The sequence below is a fragment of the Arthrobacter psychrochitiniphilus genome, assembly GCF_003185915.1.
Lineage (GTDB): Bacteria > Actinomycetota > Actinomycetes > Actinomycetales > Micrococcaceae > Specibacter > Specibacter psychrochitiniphilus.
On the sequence record NZ_QHLZ01000010.1, the window covers coordinates 43,369 to 61,853 of the forward strand.

13 protein-coding genes, 1 tRNA gene and 1 pseudogene are annotated in these 18,485 nt (G+C 59.8%); 11 read left to right on the top strand and 4 right to left on the bottom strand.

What is annotated here, in order from left to right; all coding sequences use genetic code 11:
• Window positions 1-14: 14 nt before the first annotated feature.
• Window positions 15-1,310 carry a macrolide 2'-phosphotransferase gene (locus tag CVS29_RS14420; RefSeq protein ID WP_110107036.1) on the bottom strand — a complete coding sequence of 432 codons (1,296 nt, stop codon included), beginning with the start codon at window positions 1,308-1,310 and terminating at the stop codon, window positions 15-17.
• Between the two features lie 174 nt (window positions 1,311-1,484).
• Here CVS29_RS14420 and nudC point away from each other — a divergent pair, with 174 nt between their 5' ends.
• Window positions 1,485-2,465: an NAD(+) diphosphatase gene (nudC, locus tag CVS29_RS14425; protein WP_110107037.1), complete on the top strand. Its 981-nt coding sequence runs from the start codon at window positions 1,485-1,487 to the stop codon at window positions 2,463-2,465.
• Between the two features lie 32 nt (window positions 2,466-2,497).
• A complete protein-coding gene (locus CVS29_RS14430; protein WP_110107095.1) occupies window positions 2,498-4,609 on the top strand; it encodes an ATP-dependent DNA helicase UvrD2 in 2,112 nt (703 codons plus the stop codon).
• On the opposite strand, the gene CVS29_RS14435 is transcribed toward CVS29_RS14430, so the two are convergent.
• A complete protein-coding gene (locus tag CVS29_RS14435; protein ID WP_110107038.1) occupies window positions 4,570-5,712 on the bottom strand; it encodes a ThiF family adenylyltransferase in 1,143 nt (380 codons plus the stop codon). The two genes, CVS29_RS14430 and CVS29_RS14435, sit on opposite strands and share 40 nt — an antisense overlap.
• A 117-nt stretch (window positions 5,713-5,829) precedes the next feature.
• Here CVS29_RS14435 and CVS29_RS14440 point away from each other — a divergent pair, with 117 nt between their 5' ends.
• Window positions 5,830-6,564, top strand: coding sequence for a M48 metallopeptidase family protein (locus CVS29_RS14440; protein ID WP_110107039.1), 735 nt, complete (start codon window positions 5,830-5,832; stop codon window positions 6,562-6,564).
• 44 nt (window positions 6,565-6,608) lie between these two features.
• Here the strand turns inward: CVS29_RS14440 and CVS29_RS14445 are convergent, their stop codons facing one another.
• Window positions 6,609-8,060 (bottom strand): zinc-dependent metalloprotease, encoded by a 1,452-nt coding sequence (locus CVS29_RS14445; protein ID WP_110107096.1) that lies wholly within the window; start codon window positions 8,058-8,060, stop codon window positions 6,609-6,611.
• Between the two features lie 325 nt (window positions 8,061-8,385).
• On the opposite strand from CVS29_RS14445, the gene CVS29_RS14450 reads away from it, so the two are divergent.
• From CVS29_RS14450 to cls, 5 genes and pseudogenes are all read left to right on the top strand, one after another.
• Window positions 8,386-9,414: a YlbL family protein gene (locus CVS29_RS14450; protein ID WP_110107040.1), complete on the top strand. Its 1,029-nt coding sequence runs from the start codon at window positions 8,386-8,388 to the stop codon at window positions 9,412-9,414.
• Window positions 9,415-9,598: 184 nt separating this feature from the next.
• The gene (locus CVS29_RS14455) at window positions 9,599-12,526 is read left to right on the top strand and encodes a UPF0182 family membrane protein (protein WP_110107041.1); all 2,928 of its coding nucleotides are present in this window, start codon (window positions 9,599-9,601) and stop codon (window positions 12,524-12,526) included.
• Window positions 12,527-12,669: 143 nt separating this feature from the next.
• Window positions 12,670-12,743: transfer RNA gene (locus CVS29_RS14460), tRNA-Met, on the top strand.
• Between the two features lie 364 nt (window positions 12,744-13,107).
• Window positions 13,108-13,386: pseudogene (locus tag CVS29_RS18955) on the top strand (ISL3 family transposase); the annotation flags it as partial.
• A 359-nt stretch (window positions 13,387-13,745) separates the two neighbouring features.
• Complete coding sequence (gene cls / locus CVS29_RS14475) at window positions 13,746-15,203, top strand: cardiolipin synthase (RefSeq protein ID WP_110107043.1); 1,458 nt, start codon at window positions 13,746-13,748, stop codon at window positions 15,201-15,203.
• Between the two features lie 68 nt (window positions 15,204-15,271).
• Here the strand turns inward: cls and CVS29_RS14480 are convergent, their stop codons facing one another.
• Window positions 15,272-16,006, bottom strand: a complete 735-nt coding sequence (locus tag CVS29_RS14480) for an AI-2E family transporter (RefSeq protein ID WP_170120997.1) — start codon at window positions 16,004-16,006, stop codon at window positions 15,272-15,274.
• A 285-nt stretch (window positions 16,007-16,291) separates the two neighbouring features.
• Here CVS29_RS14480 and CVS29_RS14485 point away from each other — a divergent pair, with 285 nt between their 5' ends.
• The 3 genes from CVS29_RS14485 to CVS29_RS14490 are packed head-to-tail and all read left to right on the top strand — an operon-like array spanning window position 16,292 to window position 18,459.
• Entirely contained in the window at window positions 16,292-17,248 is a 957-nt protein-coding gene (locus CVS29_RS14485) for an AMP-binding protein (protein ID WP_211315149.1), read from the top strand.
• A complete protein-coding gene (locus CVS29_RS18700) occupies window positions 17,214-17,570 on the top strand; it encodes an AMP-binding enzyme (RefSeq protein ID WP_211315150.1) in 357 nt (118 codons plus the stop codon). The genes CVS29_RS14485 and CVS29_RS18700 overlap by 35 nt, the downstream gene beginning before the upstream one ends.
• Complete coding sequence (locus tag CVS29_RS14490; RefSeq protein WP_110107045.1) at window positions 17,554-18,459, top strand: SDR family oxidoreductase; 906 nt, start codon at window positions 17,554-17,556, stop codon at window positions 18,457-18,459. Before CVS29_RS18700 ends, CVS29_RS14490 begins: the two co-directional genes overlap by 17 nt.
• The last annotated feature ends 26 nt before the right edge of the window (window positions 18,460-18,485 follow it).

An 18,485-nucleotide genomic window follows, 5' to 3' on the forward strand; every position in this document is an offset into this window, starting at 1 on the left:
TCCAGGTGCCTTGGCTAGTCGGTGCCTTCGGTCTCGTGAGTTACTTTTGAATCTTTGGCTTCTTGGGGGATCTTGACGGCTATGACCTTCAACGCGGTTGTGTCAACGTCTTCCGGGGAGACTACAGCATCAGCGGCGGGGGAATCATCGGCATCCACTGGGGTCTGGGTGCTCTTAGCCTTGGCCGCCGGGGTGGCTGCAGGCTCAGGGACGGCGACAGCTTCCTGCTCCGGATCTGCAGCCGGCTCCACTACTGCCTCCACTACTGGCCTAACCGGTTCTGCTGGCCGGGCAGGCTGGGTGCGCTGCGGTGCGGGCTGGGCTGGCTGGGCAAGCTGGGTGGGCTGCGGTGCGGGCTGGGCTGGCTGGCTCGCTGCGGGTTCCACACTGATGGGCTGGCCGCCGTGCTCGGCAATGTCGGCTTCGAGGGTGCGCAGCATGGATTCGGCATCCTCCACCATGCGGGCACTGTCAGCAGCGTAGCCCTTGACCAGCCACTGTGCCAGGGCAAATTCGGCGCTCAGGGCAGCCCGGCGGAGCAGGTGCGGATCCGGTGTTTCCTGGCGTGCACCGGCGTAGGCCTGCAATACCGTGTCAACAAAGTCCGGATCATCTACAGCAACCAGCCACGCAAAGTCATCAGCGGGGTCGCCCACTCGCAACTCCGTCCAGCCGTTGACAGCCGTGACCTGATCGCCGTCGAGCAAAATATTGTCCTCGTGCAGGTCGCCGTGGACCACACAGGCATTGAAGCGCCAGAGCGCAACATCCTCCATGGCATGTTCCCAACGGCGCAGGAGAGCTGGCGGGATCTTGCCAGTCGTGGCCGACTGATCCAATTCGTTGAGCTTGCGATGACGGAATTCATTGGCCGTATAGCTGGGAAGATCGTAATTGGTGACGAGTTCCTGCGGGAGATCGTGGATGGCGGCAATGGCGGCACCAATTTCCATGGCCAGGGTGGCGCTGCCAGCAGCGAGCTGATCCACCGTGTAAGCCTTCCCCGCAATGTGGGAATACACGAAGGTGATGAGTTCGCCCTGCCGCACTGTCCCCGCAACGGTGGGAAGTAAGAACGGCAATTCCGCCCGAATGGCAGGGGTGAAGGCCCGCAATACTTGGCGTTCTGTTTCCAGGCGGGCGCTCGCTTCGGCGTGCCGAGGCGAACGGACCCGCCAGCGGCGGTTTTCCGAATCCACTAACAACGCGGAGCAGAAATCGGCTGCATGGTCAGGTTCGGGCCCAAAAGCGGTGACATTAAGTCCGGGCACGGCGGCGCTGGCAATAGCGGCCAGTTCGATTGCAGTCATTCTTCTCACTCCTCTACCGTAGAACGCCCAGGCGCCAACCCAGCATCCTTGGTGCGGCGAGTCGTGAGAAGTCCTGCACGGATCCCACTGCACGGATCACACAACAGTGCCGTGTTGTCCACAATCACGCCCCGCGGAATGTAAAAAAATGCAGCGCATGCGTACGGTAGAAACATGACTAAACCGAACACCTCTCCCGATGTTGTGCTGGACCGGCAATGCGAGCAACGCAACGAACAGGGGTTTTTGGAGACGGTCATGTCGACGGGCACCTACAGGGCGGTAATTTTCCATAATCGCAAGGCCCTGATTTCTGAGCCCGAGCACAGTCCCGACCACAACTCTCCGGACTACTCTGTGACGTATCTGAGTCCCACACAGCTGCCCCGCGATCTGCCAGCAGGTACGCAAACGGTTTACTTGGGCAAGGTGCTTCCCGGACAGGGCCATCCTTTGGCAGCTGGCACCCCGCTGATCCTCTTCGCTCTCCCGCACGACGCCGGGGAGCTGGGATGGGTGCCAGACGGCAGCTCATTCATGGGGTACCGGGACGTTGGTCAACAATTGCGGGCTGCTGATGCGCAAATTGTGATTCAGGCCCAGGCTGTTGCCAACTGGCACGCCACCCATACTTTCTGCCCCAGGTGTGGGAACCCCATGGAGCCGATGAAAGCGGGCTGGATGAGGCGCTGCGTTCAGGATGGTTCTGAACATTTTCCCCGCACAGACCCCGCAGCGATTGTCGCCATAGTGGGTGCCGACGAACGAATCCTGCTGGCCAACAATTTCCAATGGGATCAGAAGAGATACTCCACCGTGGCAGGTTTTGTGGAGGCAGGCGAGAGTGCTGAGGCAGGCGCGGTGCGCGAAATTGCCGAAGAGGTAGGTGTCCGCCTCCACGCCCTGCACTACGTGGCATCCCAGGCGTGGCCCTTCCCGCGGTCCCTCATGCTGGGTTACATCGGCTACACGAATGACACGGTAGCCACCCCCGACTTAACAGAAGTCAGGGCAGCCAAGTGGTTCAGCCGCGCCGAGCTCCAAGGTGCAGTGTTGAATGGGGAAGCGGTAATTTCCTCCAGAGCGTCCATTGCACGGGAGCTCATTGAACATTGGTATGGCGGGAAAATTTTGGAACCAGGTGAACAAGCGTGAGTTTTGACCCCAGCAAGCTGGGTCTGCCAGTCATGGACGCACAGACGGCAGAAGAACGGATACTCTCCGGCCTGGACGAGGAACAACGCACCGTGGCCACCACCTTGAGCGGACCCCTGTGCGTGTTGGCCGGTGCTGGCACGGGTAAAACCCGCGCCATCACGCACCGAATTGCATATGGGGTCCACACCGGGGTGTACAACCCCAACCGTCTCCTGGCCGTGACCTTCACGGCCAGGGCCGCGGCGGAAATGCGGACCCGGCTGCGCGATCTAGGGGTAGGAACGGTCCAAGCCCGCACCTTCCATGCCGCCGCATTGCGGCAGTTGCAATATTTCTGGCCCCACGCCGTCGGCGGTCAATTACCTGGCCTGCTTGAACACAAGGCCCAGATCATTGCGGAAGCGGCTCGCCGGCTGCGTCTGCCCACCGACAGGGCGGCGATCAGGGACCTGGCCGCCGAAATCGAGTGGGCCAAGGTTTCCATGCTCACTCCGGAAACATACCTGACTCAGGCTGAGGATCGCGGGGAGCCCGGAGGCCTGGACAAGGTCACCGTGGGCCGGCTTTTTCAAGGCTATGAAGATGTCAAAGCGGACAGAAACCTCATTGACTTTGAGGATGTTCTGCTCATCACGGTGGGGATCTTGCAGGAGGATCCGCGCGTGGCCGCAACAGTGCGGGATCAATACAGGCACTTTGTTGTGGACGAATACCAGGATGTTTCCCCGCTGCAGCAACGCATGCTTGACCTGTGGCTGGGCGGCCGCGATGAACTGTGCGTAGTGGGCGATGCCAGCCAAACCATTTACTCCTTCACAGGGGCCACACCACGGCACCTCTTGGAATTTCCCAAGCGCTTCCCCGAATCCAGTGTGGTGAAGCTGGTCCGTGACTACCGCTCCACCCCACAGGTGGTCGGCTTGGCCAACAACCTGCTGGCCAACCGGCGCAGCGGGGGCATGGTTGCGGATGCGCTCTGGTCCAAGCCCTTGGAACTAGTGGCACAGCGCACGGGGGGCCCCGCGCCGGAGTTCATGGAGTGCAGCGACGATGAGGCCGAGGCGGCAGCAGTCTCCGCAAGGATCAAGGTGCTCGTGGAGAACGGCACCCACGCTAGTGAAATTGCCATCCTGTTCAGGACCAACGGCCAGTCTGAAGCCTACGAACAAGCTCTCACATCAGCGGGGATCGGCTATCAGCTCCGAGGCGGGGAACGCTTCTTCGCCCGGAAGGAAGTTCGGGACGCCGTGCTTCAACTTCGTGCATCTTCCCGTGCTGCCGAGGATGAATCCCTGGGCCAGCTCGTCAGGGACGTGCTGGGCAACCTTGGCTACCAGGCACAAGCTCCCACCACCAGCGGCGCCGTCCGGGAACGCTGGGAATCGCTGAGCGCCATTGTGGCACTGGCTGATGAACTTGTGCTCTCCCGGAGCACACCGGAGCACACATTTTCCATCCTGGATTTTGTGGCTGAACTGCAGGAAAGGGCCTCGGCGCAGCACGCACCCACGGTCCAAGGCGTCACACTGGCCTCCTTGCACTCCGCCAAAGGTCTGGAGTGGGATGCTGTTTTCCTCGTGGGACTTAGCGAAGGTCTGATGCCCATCTCCTTCGCTGACACTCCCGAGACCGTGGATGAGGAACGCCGGCTCTTGTACGTGGGGATCACCCGTGCACGGGAGTATCTGAACTTTTCCTGGTCAACGGCCCGCACGCCCGGCGGACGGGCCAACCGCAAGCCCTCTCGCTTCTTGGACGGGTTGCGGCCCAACTCGGTGGGCGGTGCGCCCACCGGTCCGCGGATGGCCACCACCCGCAAATCCCGCAAGGTTACAGGCCCGTCGGTGTGCAGGATCTGTGGGAAGATCCTGAACACCGGGGCCGAGCGCAAGGTTGGGCGCTGCCCTGACTGCCCGCCCGGTTACGACGAAGCAGTGTTTGAACAGCTACGTGAGTGGCGCCTCAAGGAATCGGCGGCGGCTTCGGTACCAGCCTTTGTGGTGTTCACCGACGCCACCTTGATGGCTATTGCCGAGGCTGCACCTCAAGACCTCGATGAATTGGCGGCGCTGCCCGGAGTGGGGCCGGCAAAGTTGGAGCGCTACGGCGAAGCCGTCTTGGACATTGTGGCGACCGGCTGATTCTGCCACTGACACCCGCATTCCGGATGGGGGCCGAATGCCTGCTCCGTCCAGCGGCCAACGTCAGGGTGAAAAGTCATAACTGAAGACCATGAGCTGGGCTGGTTAACGCCATCAAGGAAGATCAGCGCCTGCGTGGCTGCCGTGCCGGCTAGTGCGAGCGAGACCGCGCTGCCCTCCGTGTTCGGGGGATTTGCGGTGACGCCCGGTGGTCGCTGATTGCCTGAAGACAACTCATGGCAGGTCAGCAGCCACTGCGGATCGGCCACGGCGCGGTGCCGTTCCACACAGTCGGTACAGGCAGTTTCCCCGGGAACCACTAGGGGGCCTACTGTGCCGTTTTGTTCGCGGTGCAACACCAGAAGGTGGGCGCGTTCCGTGCTCATGAAACGGGCCATGGTGCCCGCGCTTGCACAGTCATGACCTACCACAACGGCAAGATCAAGGTACTGCAGGCTGGGACCTCCCGCCCCGCCGTCGTGCACCATATGGATATGCAGGCCAGGGTCCAAGGCAATGAGGTGTCGCCGCAGTGCTAAGGACCGCGGGATCCCGATGTCCGCCACGGTGAACGCACTGGGGCAGACATCGGCGGCAGTGACGGCAGAGTCATCCTCGAGCATGAGCGTGCCCACGCCCGCGTTGGCCAGGACGCCCGCCAACGCGGCCCCGGTGCGCCCCAACCCCACCAGGTGAACCACGTTCCGGGCACGCGCATCCAAGCGGGCCCGGGCGGAGTCACGGTATAGTCCCAGGAGCGCCGTCCTGTCCGGATGGAGCCGTTCTTCTCGGTAGCCCCGGATGGAAAGCTCCGTATCGGAGCACAAAACGGGGGCGAGTAAAGCACATATTTCCTGGGCTCGAGCGGCTGGTATGCCCAGAGATACCGCGCTCTGCACTACTTGGTCATCGGCAATTCCTCGACGCAATTCCTTGATGAATGCCAGATCCGTGCCCTGCAGGCCCGCCAAGATCAGCCCGCCAGGTCCCAACCCGATCTGGACGCTGTGGGTTCCCCGGCTGACCATGCGAAGAGCTGGATTGACAGCCGTCATGATGACCTCCAATGAATCCCTACCGGCAGGTGCCGTAGTTAAAATCATTGCACTTCCGGGGTCCGGCCACCGAGAGTTATCCACAGGAAGGTGACCATGGCATCTTATCCACGGACAGCTGTTTCCGGGTACCCGGAAGCGGCGGCTTGGCGGTACGGTCGAAGAATGGCAGCAACACCAAGTAACCCAGCATCAAGTACGCCGGCATCAAGTACACCAGCGCCGCGGGCCTCCCGACGCCGTGGGCCCATCGGAACGGGAACCAAAGGACCGCTGGGAGACTCCGTCTCCCAGCACCGAACCAGCAGCGGGGACCCCATTGTGGTCAGACGGACGGCGCGGCGCAAAACCGGGCTGGCCGCGTTTTGGGAGAACGGACAGGCAGTGATCGCCGTTCCGGCGCGGCTGAGTCTAGAAGATGAACAATATTGGGTGCCGTATATGGCGGCCAAGCTAGAACGCAGTCATGCCCAACGCCCTGTACCAGCCAGCGACCACGCCTTGTTACAGCGCAGCTTTGACCTCTCGGAAACCTATTTAGGCTCCCGCGCTAGGCCTGAATCAGTGCGCTGGGTCAAGAATCAAAACGGCCGGTGGGGATCCGCCACCCCGGCGCGCAGGACCATCAGGATTTCCCATCATGTGCAGGGCATGCCCGAGTGGGTGCTGGACTATATCCTGCTGCATGAATTGGCCCACTTGATCCACCCGAACCACAGCCGGGCATTCTGGGCGGAGCTGGCAAGCTACCCAAAGCTGGAAACCGCCAAGGCGTTCCTGCAAGGTGCCTCATTTGCCGCCTCACGGAACATCGCCGGCATGGCGCAAGGGATGGATGAGGAGCCAGGGGATGAAAATGATGATGCTACCGGGGAGGGGGCTACAGAGATACACAACTGAATAAATCCCTCTAGCCCGCCCCGGTAGCATCCCGGACGGCGTGGTTAGTCTTTGCCGCCGGCACCATCGGTGCCGCCGGTGCCCTCGGTGCCGTCGGCACCCGGGCCGGGTTCGCCGTCGTTGGTTTTTGCTTCGCCATCAGTGGTGGAGTCGGTTTGGAAATCCTCAAAACCGCCGTCCAGCAGCTTGGCAAGTGCCGCATCAACATCCAACTCGGAGGCATCCTCGGCGCTGCGACGTGCGCTGAAACCTGCCGCGTCATCCAGATCGGCTGAGGTAGGCAAAAGATCCGGGTGCGCCCAGATGGCGTCGCGTCCGGCAATGCCGCGCAGATCTTTCAGGGAAGCCCATAAGGCAGCGGCCTCGCGGAGCCTGCGCGGACGCAGTTCCAAACCGACCAGAGAACCAAAAGCGTGCTCAGCAGGGCCACCGGTGGCACGGCGGCGCCGAACAGTTTCACGGAGGGCAGCTGCTGCGGGCAGATTTGCGGCAGCCGCAAAAGTGACTTCGTCAACCCAGCCCTCAACGAGCGCCAACGCAGTTTCAAGCTTGGCTAGGGCAGCATCCTGCTCAGGGGTCCGGGCCGGCATAAAGACGCCCTCGGACAAGGCCGCCTGCATGGCTTCCGGATTGGAGGGGTCCAGGTTTTGTGCCAAATCCTCAATGCGGGACATGTCGATGTGGATGCCTCGCGCGTAGGACTCGATAGCGCCCAGTAAGTGCCCGCGCAGCCACGGAACTTGAACGAAGAGGCGGGCGTGGGCGGCTTCCCGCAGGGCCAAGAAGAGGCGGATCTCCTGCTCGGGAATTTCCAGTCCCTCACCAAACTCCTTAATGTTGGAGGGTAGGAGGGCCATCTGGAGATCGGCCAACGGGATACCAATATCTGTTGAGCCAAGTACTTCCTTGGACAACGCCCCCACGGCCTGACCCAGTTGCAGACCGAACAGCGCACCGCCCATGTTCTGCATCATGGAGGCGGCACCGCCCATCATGGACTTCATCTCTTCAGGGAGGTGATCGTTCATGGCGGTGGAGATGGCGAAAGCAATGCTGTTTGCCACCGGTTCGGTCAGGCGCTTCCACGTTCCGAGGGTTTCCTCCACCCACTCGGCGCGGGACCAGGCCCGGCCAATGATGGCAGTTGCGGCCAAGTCAGTAAAGGGGTCGAGCCACATTTCTGCCAGACGCAAGGCCTCGTCAACTTCGCGTTGCTGGTGGGGCGTCACGGAGGGGTCATCACCTGCGGCGGCCTTCCGGGCAGCATCGTGGGCCAAATCCCAGTTGACGGGGGTGTCTGAGGAACTGTTCATCATGGCTTGTACCTGGGAGAACATTTGTGCAAGCGCATTGGGATCCGAGGGCAGGCCGGCGGCTTTAGCTAGTTCGGCGGGGTCAAAGCCTTCCATGCCCTGTCCGCCCATAAGGTTGGCGAGCATTTCCTGAAGCGGATCCTTCGGGGTTTCGTCGTCGTTGTTGGATGGTGTGGATGACATGATGGCCCGATCGTTGGCGTGGACTCTGAATAACTTCACGTTACCGCCGCCATGGTGCGTTGTCGCCCTGTGCCTACTCACTGTTCGCTCTAGGCAAAGGGTATCTGGGCCTGGGGCTCCGCCACTACTCATTCATGGCCGACTCCCAGCCTCGGCACAAGCACAGCACATCCAGACACAGTAGGCTAGGTGGTTGGTACCCCGTTTTGACTGGCGGTGCCTGCGAGGCCCCAGAGACTTTGGAAAGGTCACAGCTTTGAGCCAGGAGACACCCGAGAAAGCGGCAGCTCCGTCGCGTACGTCCCGCGACAAAAGAATTTCCTTGATGGCAGTTTCAGGTGTGCTGGCGCTTGTGCTGGGTGTGGCCGCGGTGACTATCCCGGTGCCTTATGTTGTTGAATCTCCGGGCCCCGCCATCAACACCATTGGTGAGTTGAACGGCAAGCCCATCATCACCATCTCAGGTCACGAGAGTTTTCCGCCCACCTCAGGCACGCTCGATCTGACAACAGTGCATTTGACCGGTGGACTCCCGGATAGCCAGGTTAATTTCTTTGACGTGCTTTCCTCCTGGCTCACACCCTCGCACACCGTGTACCCAGCGGAGCTCATCTACGCTCCCGGTTCCAGCCAAGATGTCATTAACAGTGAGAACTCGGCGGCCATGACCGGTTCACAGGAGAACGCAACAGCCGCAGCCATGACGGCTTTGGGTATTGATTTTCAGACAAATCTCAGCATTGCCGCCATTCCTGCCGAGAGTGCCGCGTCAGGAATTTTGAAGCCCGACGACGTCTTTCTCACCATAGATGGCAAGAAGGTCACAGACCTTGGTGTCATTCAGACTGTGCTTGCCGAGGGCAAGGGGGCTCCTGTGGAACTTCAGGTGCGCAGAAATAATGTGGAGCAGAAACTGAGCGTCACCCCCAAACAAGGTAGCGACGGCAAATACCTGCTGGGCGTCCAGATCCAAAACGTCTTCGTCTTTCCGTTCGACGTCACGATCACTTTGAGCAACATTGGCGGCCCCAGTGCGGGAATGATCTTTGCCTTGGGCATCATGGACAGCCTCACTCCCGGGGATCTCACGGGCGGGAAGCGTTTTGCCGGAACAGGAACCATCGATCCTGAAGGTAACGTTGGCGGCATCGGCGGCATTGCCCAAAAGATGATTGGCGCCCGCAGTACCGGTGCTGACTATTTCTTGGCCCCTGGTGCAAATTGCGAAGACGTGGTGGGGCATATTCCTGATGGTCTGCAGGTGATCAAGGTGGATACGCTCAAAGATGCGTACAACGCCGTCACCCTGATCGGCTCCGGCAAGGACGGATCGGGACTGCCCACATGCAAGTAACGATTGAATTTCGGTGCGTAACGATTGCGCATCATACGGAACTGGGCCCACAGCTTGTTCGTGGCACCCTTTGAAAGCACATGCAGTTTTTCTTATCCACCAGTTGAGTTAGAGGTAGAGAGTGACATCCCGCCCATACCCGCCGCCGAGCAAGTCCGTCCGGCCCAAACGTCGCAGCGCATTGATGCCCACCATCATTGTTGTCGCGGTGCTGGTCGTGGCACTGCTCTTTTTCTCCGGGGTATACACCGATCTGCTGTGGTTCAACCAGATAGGTTATTCCGAGGTTTTCTGGACCGAACGCATTGCCAAGATACTGATTTTCTTAGCAGCGTTCCTGATCATGGCCCTGGGGGTGTACTTCTCCATTCGAGCCGCCTACAAGGCGCGGCCCGTTTACGCCCCGGACAGTGAGCACGAGGACAACCTCAACCGCTACCAACTCCAATTGGAACCGATCCGCCGTGTGGTGATGGTTGGTGTGCCCGTGGTCTTTGGCTTGTTTGCCGGCACCGCAGCCATGTCCCAGTGGGAAAAGGTCATGCTGTTCCTGTACCGCGTGCCGTTTGGCACCACGGATCCCGAATTCGGTTTGGACCTCAGCTTCTACACCAACACGCTGCCGTTCCTGGGCTTCCTGGTGGGAATGCTCATAAGTGTCACAGTAATTGCCTTCATTGCCGGCATACTGACCCACTACCTATACGGGGCAATCCGCCTGACAGAGCGTGGCATCTTCGCCTCCCGACAGGCGCAGATCCACATCGCCATTTTGGCTGGGATTTTCCTGCTCCTGCTGGCTGGCAACTTCTGGCTGGGCCGTTACGCCACACTGCAGGACAATGGTGGTTACCGTGCCGGTGCCATGTTTACCGACGTCCATGCGGTCATCCCCACCAAAGCCATTCTTGCTGCCGCCGCCCTCATCGTTGCGGTGCTCTTCATTGTTGCCGCCTTCATGGGCAAGTGGAAACTTCCTCTGATTGGTACCGGCATGCTGGTTGTCACAGCCATCGTGGCCGGCGGCTTGTACCCATGGGCCATTCAGCAGTGGCAGGTGAAACCTTCCGAAGGAAGCGTGGAGTTGCCCTACATTGAACGCAACATCAACATGACCCGTGATGCCTATGGGCTGACTGGTATGGAGGTGACTCCCTATAACGCAACCATCACGGCGGAGGCCGGGGCACTACGCCAGGACGCAGACACCGCGGCCAACATCCGCCTGCTTGACCCGAACCTGATCTCCTCAACGTTTGCGCAGCTGGAACAGTACCGCCCGTATTACAAGTTCCCCAAGACGCTCAACGTTGACAGGTACACCATTGACGGCAAGGTCCAGGACGCCGTAATTGCTGTGCGCGAGCTGAACCCTGCCGGTATCAGCCCGGAACAGCAAAGCTGGTACAACCAGCACCTGGTCTACACTCACGGTTATGGTGTGGTTGCCGCCTACGGCAACACCGTTACTGCCGACGGCAAACCCGAGTTTATGCAGGCCGGCGTCCCCTCCGAAGGTGTGCTGGGCACTGATACTAGCTACCAGCCGCGCATTTACTTCGGACAGTCAACCACCGACTATTCGGTTGTTGGCGCCCCCAGTGGAACCGCCCCCATTGAGCTTGACCGTCCCCAAGGCAATGCCGCAGCAGCCACGGACAATGCCTCGGATGAGACACTGACAACGTTCACGGGCAATGCCGGACCTACCGTGGGTAACTGGTTCAACCGGGCCATGTATGCGTTGAAGTTCCAGTCAACTGATTTGCTACTCACCAACGGTGTCAATGAGAAATCTCAAATCCTCTACGATCGCACCCCTGCAGAACGTGTTGCCAAGGTTGCCCCGTATCTGACGCTGGATGGCAACCCCTACCCGGCTATTGTTGATGGCAAGGTCAAGTGGATTGTGGATGGCTACACCACAAGTTCCTACTACCCTTATTCCCAGCAGCAGCAGTTGCAGGAAGCCACCACTGACTCGTTGACAGTTGCCGGCGGCATTGCGCCCTTGCCAAACGCATCCATCAACTACATCCGCAACTCCGTCAAGGCCACTGTGGATGCCTACGATGGTTCCGTTGAGCTGTTCGCGTGGGATGCGGAAGATCCGATCCTGAAGGCGTGGGAGAAGGTTTTCCCCACCACGGTGAAGCCGTTTACGGAAATGTCGGCAGACGTCATGTCCCATGTGCGCTACCCCGAAGACCTGTTCAAGGTTCAGCGTGAGCTGATGGGCCGTTACCACGTCACTGATCCGACCAACTTCTTCAAGAACACTCTGGCCTGGAGCGTCCCGGACGATCCCACTACCAAGGCCACTGACAAGCAGCCCCCTTACTACCTGTCATTGAAGATGCCTGGCCAGGACAAGACTGCGTTCTCCCTGACTACCGATTTCATACCGCAGGAAGTCAAGAACACCGACTCCCGCAACATTCTGTACGGCTTCATGGCCGCAAATGGTGATGCCGGCAACGTCAAGGGTGTCAAGAGCCCCGATTACGGCAAGTTGCAACTACTGCAGCTGCCGGATGCCACCCAGGTGCCTGGCCCCGGACAGGTGCAAAACACCTTCCAGTCAGACCCCACAGTGTCCGAACAGCTGAACGTGTTGAAACTGGGACAGTCTGACGTCATCAACGGCAACCTGCTCACACTGCCCATGGGTGGTGGCATGCTGTACGTGCAGCCGGTTTATGTCCAGTCAACGGGCTCCACTTCATATCCCACATTGCAGCGTGTGCTGGTGGCCTTCGGCGACAAGATCGGTTACGCCGCCACGTTGAACGAGGCACTGGACAAGCTCTTTGGCGGTGACTCCGGTGCTGTTGCCGGTGATGCCGGTGTGAACAAGGGTGAGGGTACCGGAGGTACTTCTACGGATAAGCCTGGAGTTCCCTCGGGTGGTGAGAATACGGCGCTGGCCAAGGCGCTCAGTGATGCCAATGCGGCCTTGCAAGCCGGGCAGGCCGCTCTCGCGAAGGGCGATTTTGCCGCTTATGGAACCGCGCAGAAGGCCCTGGAAACCGCTATTGCCGCAGCGATTGCTGCTGAAGGCGCGGCGGTAGTGCCGTCCACTCCGGAGGCCACGCCAAGCGCCAAACCCTAGGTCCGTCGTCGTCCTTGAAGAGTAAAAGGCCCGGTCACCTCATGGTGGCCGGGCCTTTTTCTGCCCAATTTCGCCAGGGAGACGAAGGTCACGTGCTCTCAGTTTTACCTGCGGGCGAATGGACGGTAAAGTAATAATCACATCGCGGGGTGGAGCAGTTCGGTAGCTCGCCGGGCTCATAACCCGGAGGTCACAGGTTCAAATCCTGTCCCCGCAACTCCACAAGAAAACCCCTGGTCCTCGGACCGGGGGTTTTCTGTTTTTCACCAGTGTGCTGGAACGCAGGCAGTCTCAGAACGGCACCAGGAACTCCGTTGCCGTATTGCTGATGAGATGTACAAGACCGCGGTGACTAGGAGAATACCCCGTAGCAAAAGGTACGGGCTGCCGTCTCCGGTGAACGTGAGCATCCCATCCGCGATCATCTTGGCTGTGCCGGTCTGGGTGATGAACGCTGAGAGTGGAATCATGCGAACCACCAGAATCAGGGCTTGTCACACCATGGAACGGTGGGCGTGGCCAATCGTGAGAACCCGCGCCAGGACCATGGCCGCCAGCAGCGCTGTAACGGCGGCCGCTGACGCATTCAGCAAGTAACGTGCGGACATCGCGCATGTGCCGGCGAACCCCGCTATAAAGCACTGCGAACACTGCTCACCCGTGCCGATCTACTGACTGAGAGAAAAACACGCTTGGGCGGCGTATTGGCCGTTGATGTGTTGGCCTCCGTGGACCTACCCGGAACGTCCAATGGCTCAACTGAAATAATTAATGGAGGACTGGAATACCTCCAAGGATTCGCACTCGGCTTCCGCAACCTCACCAACTACGTCACCAGATCACTGCTGGAATCACGCTGATTCAGACCGAAACAAAACTCTCAATTTTGACGTGTTTGTGTACCTCATCGCCCGAGGCAACTACATGACCAAGCGCAGTCAGCAGGCTGCAACCTCGGCGCAGCAGCAAGGCGGGGAATGCTTGCGCTTCGTGGCCGGAATCCAGAGTCCGGCAGACTAGTAGATTGCGGCAGCTAAGTCGCTACTGGATGCAGGCACCATCACGGAGCCCGAATACGCTCAGCTCAAGATAAAGGCCCTGGCTTAAGCATTCTCGGTTCCACGCAAGGATAAGATCGCACGAAGGCGGCTGCGGACTCTCAACGTACCCACAGCCTCCTTTTCCATGACATAAGGACTTAAGGAAGCGGCGGAACGCAATGTTCAATAACCACGATGCACTGGCCTGGCTGCTGCTGGCAGGACATGTGCTCTTGGGCGCCGTGGCCGTGGCATACATTTCTGCCCGGCGACGGCCAGCTACTGCCATTGCCTGGATGCTCACTATTATCTTTATCCCCTACGTGGGTATCGTGGCTTTTTTGCTGGTGGGTTTCACCCGGCTGCCAAAGGCCCGCAGGGACAAGCAACGTCACGTCAACGAGTTGATTCTGGCCCGCACCGAGGGGCTTGACCAGCACAGCCACAGGGAAGACTGGCCCAAGGGCCTTTCCACGCTGGTCACCCTTAACAACAACTTGGGCGCGTTGCCCATGGTGGGCGGCAACAGCGTTGAATTGCTCCCGGACTACCATGGCTCCATTGCCGCCATGGCCCGTGAGATTGATGCGGCACAGCGCTTTGTGCACGTGGAATTTTATATATTGGTCCACGATGCAGCCACCAAGCCCTTCTTTGATGCGTTGGAGCGAGCTTGCCAGCGGGGCGTGACAGTGCGGGTGCTCAGCGACCACCTGGCCTCCTTGATGAACCCTGGCAGGAAGGAGACCTTGTCGCGGCTGGCTGTGATGGGTGCCGAATACCACGCTATGCTGCCCTTGCGTCCGTGGAAAGGGAATTGGCAGCGGGTGGATCTTCGCAACCACCGCAAACTGGTGGTGGTCGACGGGCAGGTGGGCTTTGCTGGATCGCAAAACATGGTTCATGAGAGTTACAACAAGAAAAAAAACATCTCCCGCGGGCTTCGTTGGCACGAATTGATGATGCGGGTCCACGGCCCTGTGGTGCGCGAGCTCGACGCCGTTTTCGTCACCGACTGGTTTAGTGAAACCAATGTCCTGCTGGAACTGGATACCTCACCGGTTGTGCTGGACCAGGCGTCGCACCTGGTGGATGCCCAGGTGGTGCCCAGCGGTCCCAGCTTTGAAAACGACAACAGCCTGAAACTCTTCGTCTCCATGATTCACCAGGCCACCGAGCGGGTCAGCATTACCAGCCCCTACTTTGTACCGGAAGAATCAGTGCTGTTGGCGATCATCAGTGCGGCCGGGCGCGGCCTGTCTGTGGAACTATTCGTTTCCGAGATTGGCGACCAGGCGATGGTTTACCATGCCCAACGCTCCTATTACGAGGCGTTGCTGCGCGCCGGCGTAAAAATCTACCTGTATAAATCCCCGGAAGTGCTGCATTCCAAGCACTTCAGCATCGACTCGGATGTCGCAGTGATCGGCTCGTCAAACATGGACATCCGCTCGTTCTCACTGAACATGGAGATATCGGTATTGATCCACAGTGCCACCTTCGTGACACAGATGCGCGAAGTGGAGGACGGGTACAGGGCCAACAGCAGCGAGCTTGAACTCCATGATTGGATCAAGCGGCCCCGGTGGGAGAAGTTCTGGGACAGCGCGGCCCGGCTGACCTCCAACCTGCAATAGCCTGCCCCCTCCGACGGTATCGCACCAATGGCGCGTTTTTTCACAACGCTCTCTTACTAGTGGCAGGTTCAGCCGTGGCCCGGTTTTGCGGTCTTGGGGCCCTTGGTGGCTTGCGGGTGCGCATCAACCAAAACTGCCCGTACAAACAGTGTGAGCGGAACGGCCATGAGAGCACCGAGTGGTCCCAAGAGTGCGGACCAGAAGATGGCTGACAGGAAGGTCAAGGTCATGTTCAGATTGACCGAGCCGGAGACGAACTTGGGCTGGATGAGCGACTGGATCAGCGAATTAGTCACACCGTAGAAGGCCACCACGGCGATGAACGTGGGGAGGCCGCCGGCTAAAAGGGCCATGATGGCACCCAGCGCACCCAGCGCACCCAGCGCACCCAGCGCAAGCAGCAGGATCAAGTGTAAGACGGCAACAATGGCGCCGAAAATGGTGGTCATGATCATGAATGAGCGGGACAATTTCGCGAGGTTACTCAGGGCCACCACGACCGGGGCACGCTTTTCCTTGACCACAGCAAGGATAGTGGGGAAGTAGTTGGCGTCGATGCCCATGAATATCACCAGCAGCAGCAGGAAAAGTCCGCCCGAGCCAATGCTCATCACACCGCCAAGCAGGTTGGATGCAGTGTTCAGGAGTACGCGAAGGTCAATTGAATCGGCAATTGCACGCACTTGCTTGTCCGCGATGCCAAAGGTGTTGTGCAGGAAGACTCTCAGATCTGCATGAAATTCGGCGACCTGTGGGGTGATTTGCGGCAGAACCCAGCTCAGTTGAACGCCAGAGATCCACAATGAGGCTACAAAATGCCCCGAGCATGGCTTAGACGGACAGGATGTCTGCCATGCCAGCTTTAACAGTGGGGCACCACGAGCCATGAGCTGCTGCTTCACGGGGTAGGCACAAATCGTTAGCACTAATGCCTGAAAGACTGGGCCCAGACTTGAGGAAATGCGGCCAGTCCCGAGCAGTACAATGACGGCTGCAGCCAAACTGAAAAGGACCTTGGTTCCGGAGGAGCCATGGTTGGGGTCTGGCTCGGTTCCGATCGCTGTACTGTTGCTAGATTCGCGCACACAATGCCATCACACAGCAGTCTGGATCACCCTCCCTCAGCTCACACCGGCACTGGCGCCCACGAAAGGCCTGCCATAACGCTTGGAACCCTCGCTCAGCCAGTGTTTCCACGAGACAGACTCGACCATTGGGCACAGCGCACACCCGACCTTACCGCCGCAGTATTGGGCGAAACCAGCTACACCTGGGCGCAATGGCGCACCCGAATTCTGCAGCCGACCGACGCGTTGGCGAAGGCCGGCAGCAAACGCGGGGACAGGACTCTTTCCTTCGATCTGAATCACCTGGCCATTGTGGAACTCACCTTTGCCGCCTCGGCTCTCGGTGCCGGCACCGTGGTGGGCAACTTCAGGCTTGGGCCTAGCCAACTGGCCCACATCTTGGAAGATTCAAGACCCAAAATGGTGTTCTACTGTGCCGAGCTGAAAAGTGTGCTGGCGAAAGCCGAAGCCGAAACGCCGCTGCCGCGCATGGTTGCCATCGGTGGCGAGCACTGTGACTACGAGCAGTTCCTGGCAACCGGTGTTGTCGGTGCAACAGTTGCAACCGGATCAAACGGTGCCACAACGGGGGCTGACTATTCCGGCGTCGGGCCCCAGGATACGGTCCTGCTCATGTATAACTCCGGGACCACCGGCAAACCTAAGGGCATGGAACTGACGCACGCAAGCGTCAACGAGCACAGTGTGGTTGCCAAAGCAGGGTTTGGGATGAAGCCCGGGGAGATGACCATGGTGGGGATGCCCATGTTTCATGTGGGCGGCTCCTACTACTTCAAGGTCGGCATTTATGCCGGTGTCGAAATTGTCCACCTGCGTGAAACCTCGGCTGCCACTATGATCGGCGCCATGCTCCAGAACGAAGACCATAGGAACCCGCCCCGGTCCGAGGTTCTGCAATCTGCGGGCAAGGCCCCTTCCTGGGGTGGACATTCGGATTGCCGATCCGTTCAGCCATGAGCTCCTGTGCTCCGGCGGCGAGAACATTTACTGCCCCGAAGTTGAGAACGTGCTCATGGCCCATCCCGAAATGGCTGAGCGGATTGTCATAGGCATCCCTGTTCCGCGCTGGGTTCAAACAGTCAACGCTGTTGTAGTGCGTGCCCCCGGCAGTATGGTGAGCGAAGCGGACATCATCGCCTTCTGCCGCGAACGCCTAGCCCACAACCAGTGCCCCACCTCGGTGGATTTTGCGGACGAACTGCCCCGCAATGCGACGGGGAAAATTCTCAAGCGCAATCTGCGCGAACCATATTGGAGGGACCATGACCGCAACATCTAGCAGTTCCAATAGTTCAGGCACGACGGCGGACGCGGCCTCGGGTGCCACCGTCCCGCCCGCTGGTGGGAGCCTTGCCGGCAAAACCCTGCTCATGTCTGGAGGGTCCCGCGGCATTGGCTTGGCTATCGCCGTTCGGGCAGCCCAGGATGGCGCCAACGTGGTGCTTCTGGCCAAGACTGACACCCCGGACCCGCGGCTGGCGGGCACAATCCACACCGCCGCTGCATCCATTGAGGCGGCGGGCGGGCAGGTGCTGGCCGTGGCGGGGGACGTGCGCAACGACGACACCATCGCCTCCGCCGTTGCACAGACGGTGGAACGCTTTGGCGGGATAGACATCGTGGTGAACAACGCCAGCGTCATCTCCCTGGACGGGACGCTGACGGTTTCACCGAAGCGGTACGACCTCATGCAAGATGTGAACGTGCGTGGTACCTTCATGCTGTCCAAGGCTGCGCTGCCGCACCTTTTGGAGGCGTCGAACCCGCATATTCTTTCGCTGTGCCCGCCGCTGAACATGTCCCAGAAATGGCTCGGTGCGAACCCGGCCTACACACTGGCCAAGTACGGCATGACGCTGACGGCGATGGGCTTCGCTGCGGAGTTCGCCGAGCAGGGCGTGGCCTCCAATACGCTGTGGCCGCGCACCACGATCGCCACGGCCGCCGTCGCCAACCTTCTCGGCGGGGAGGCGATGATCCGGCGCTCGCGGCATGCCATCATCATGGCCGACGCTGCCCACGCCATCCTCACCACCGACAGCCGCCAGTTGACGGGGCAGAACATCCTTGACGAGGAACTGCTGCGCTCCCGTGGCGAGACTGACTTCTCGCACTATGCCGTGGATCCGGCGGCGGAGCTCATGATCGACCTCTACGTGGACCCGTAATTACTACCTCCGCAGTCATGGCGGAA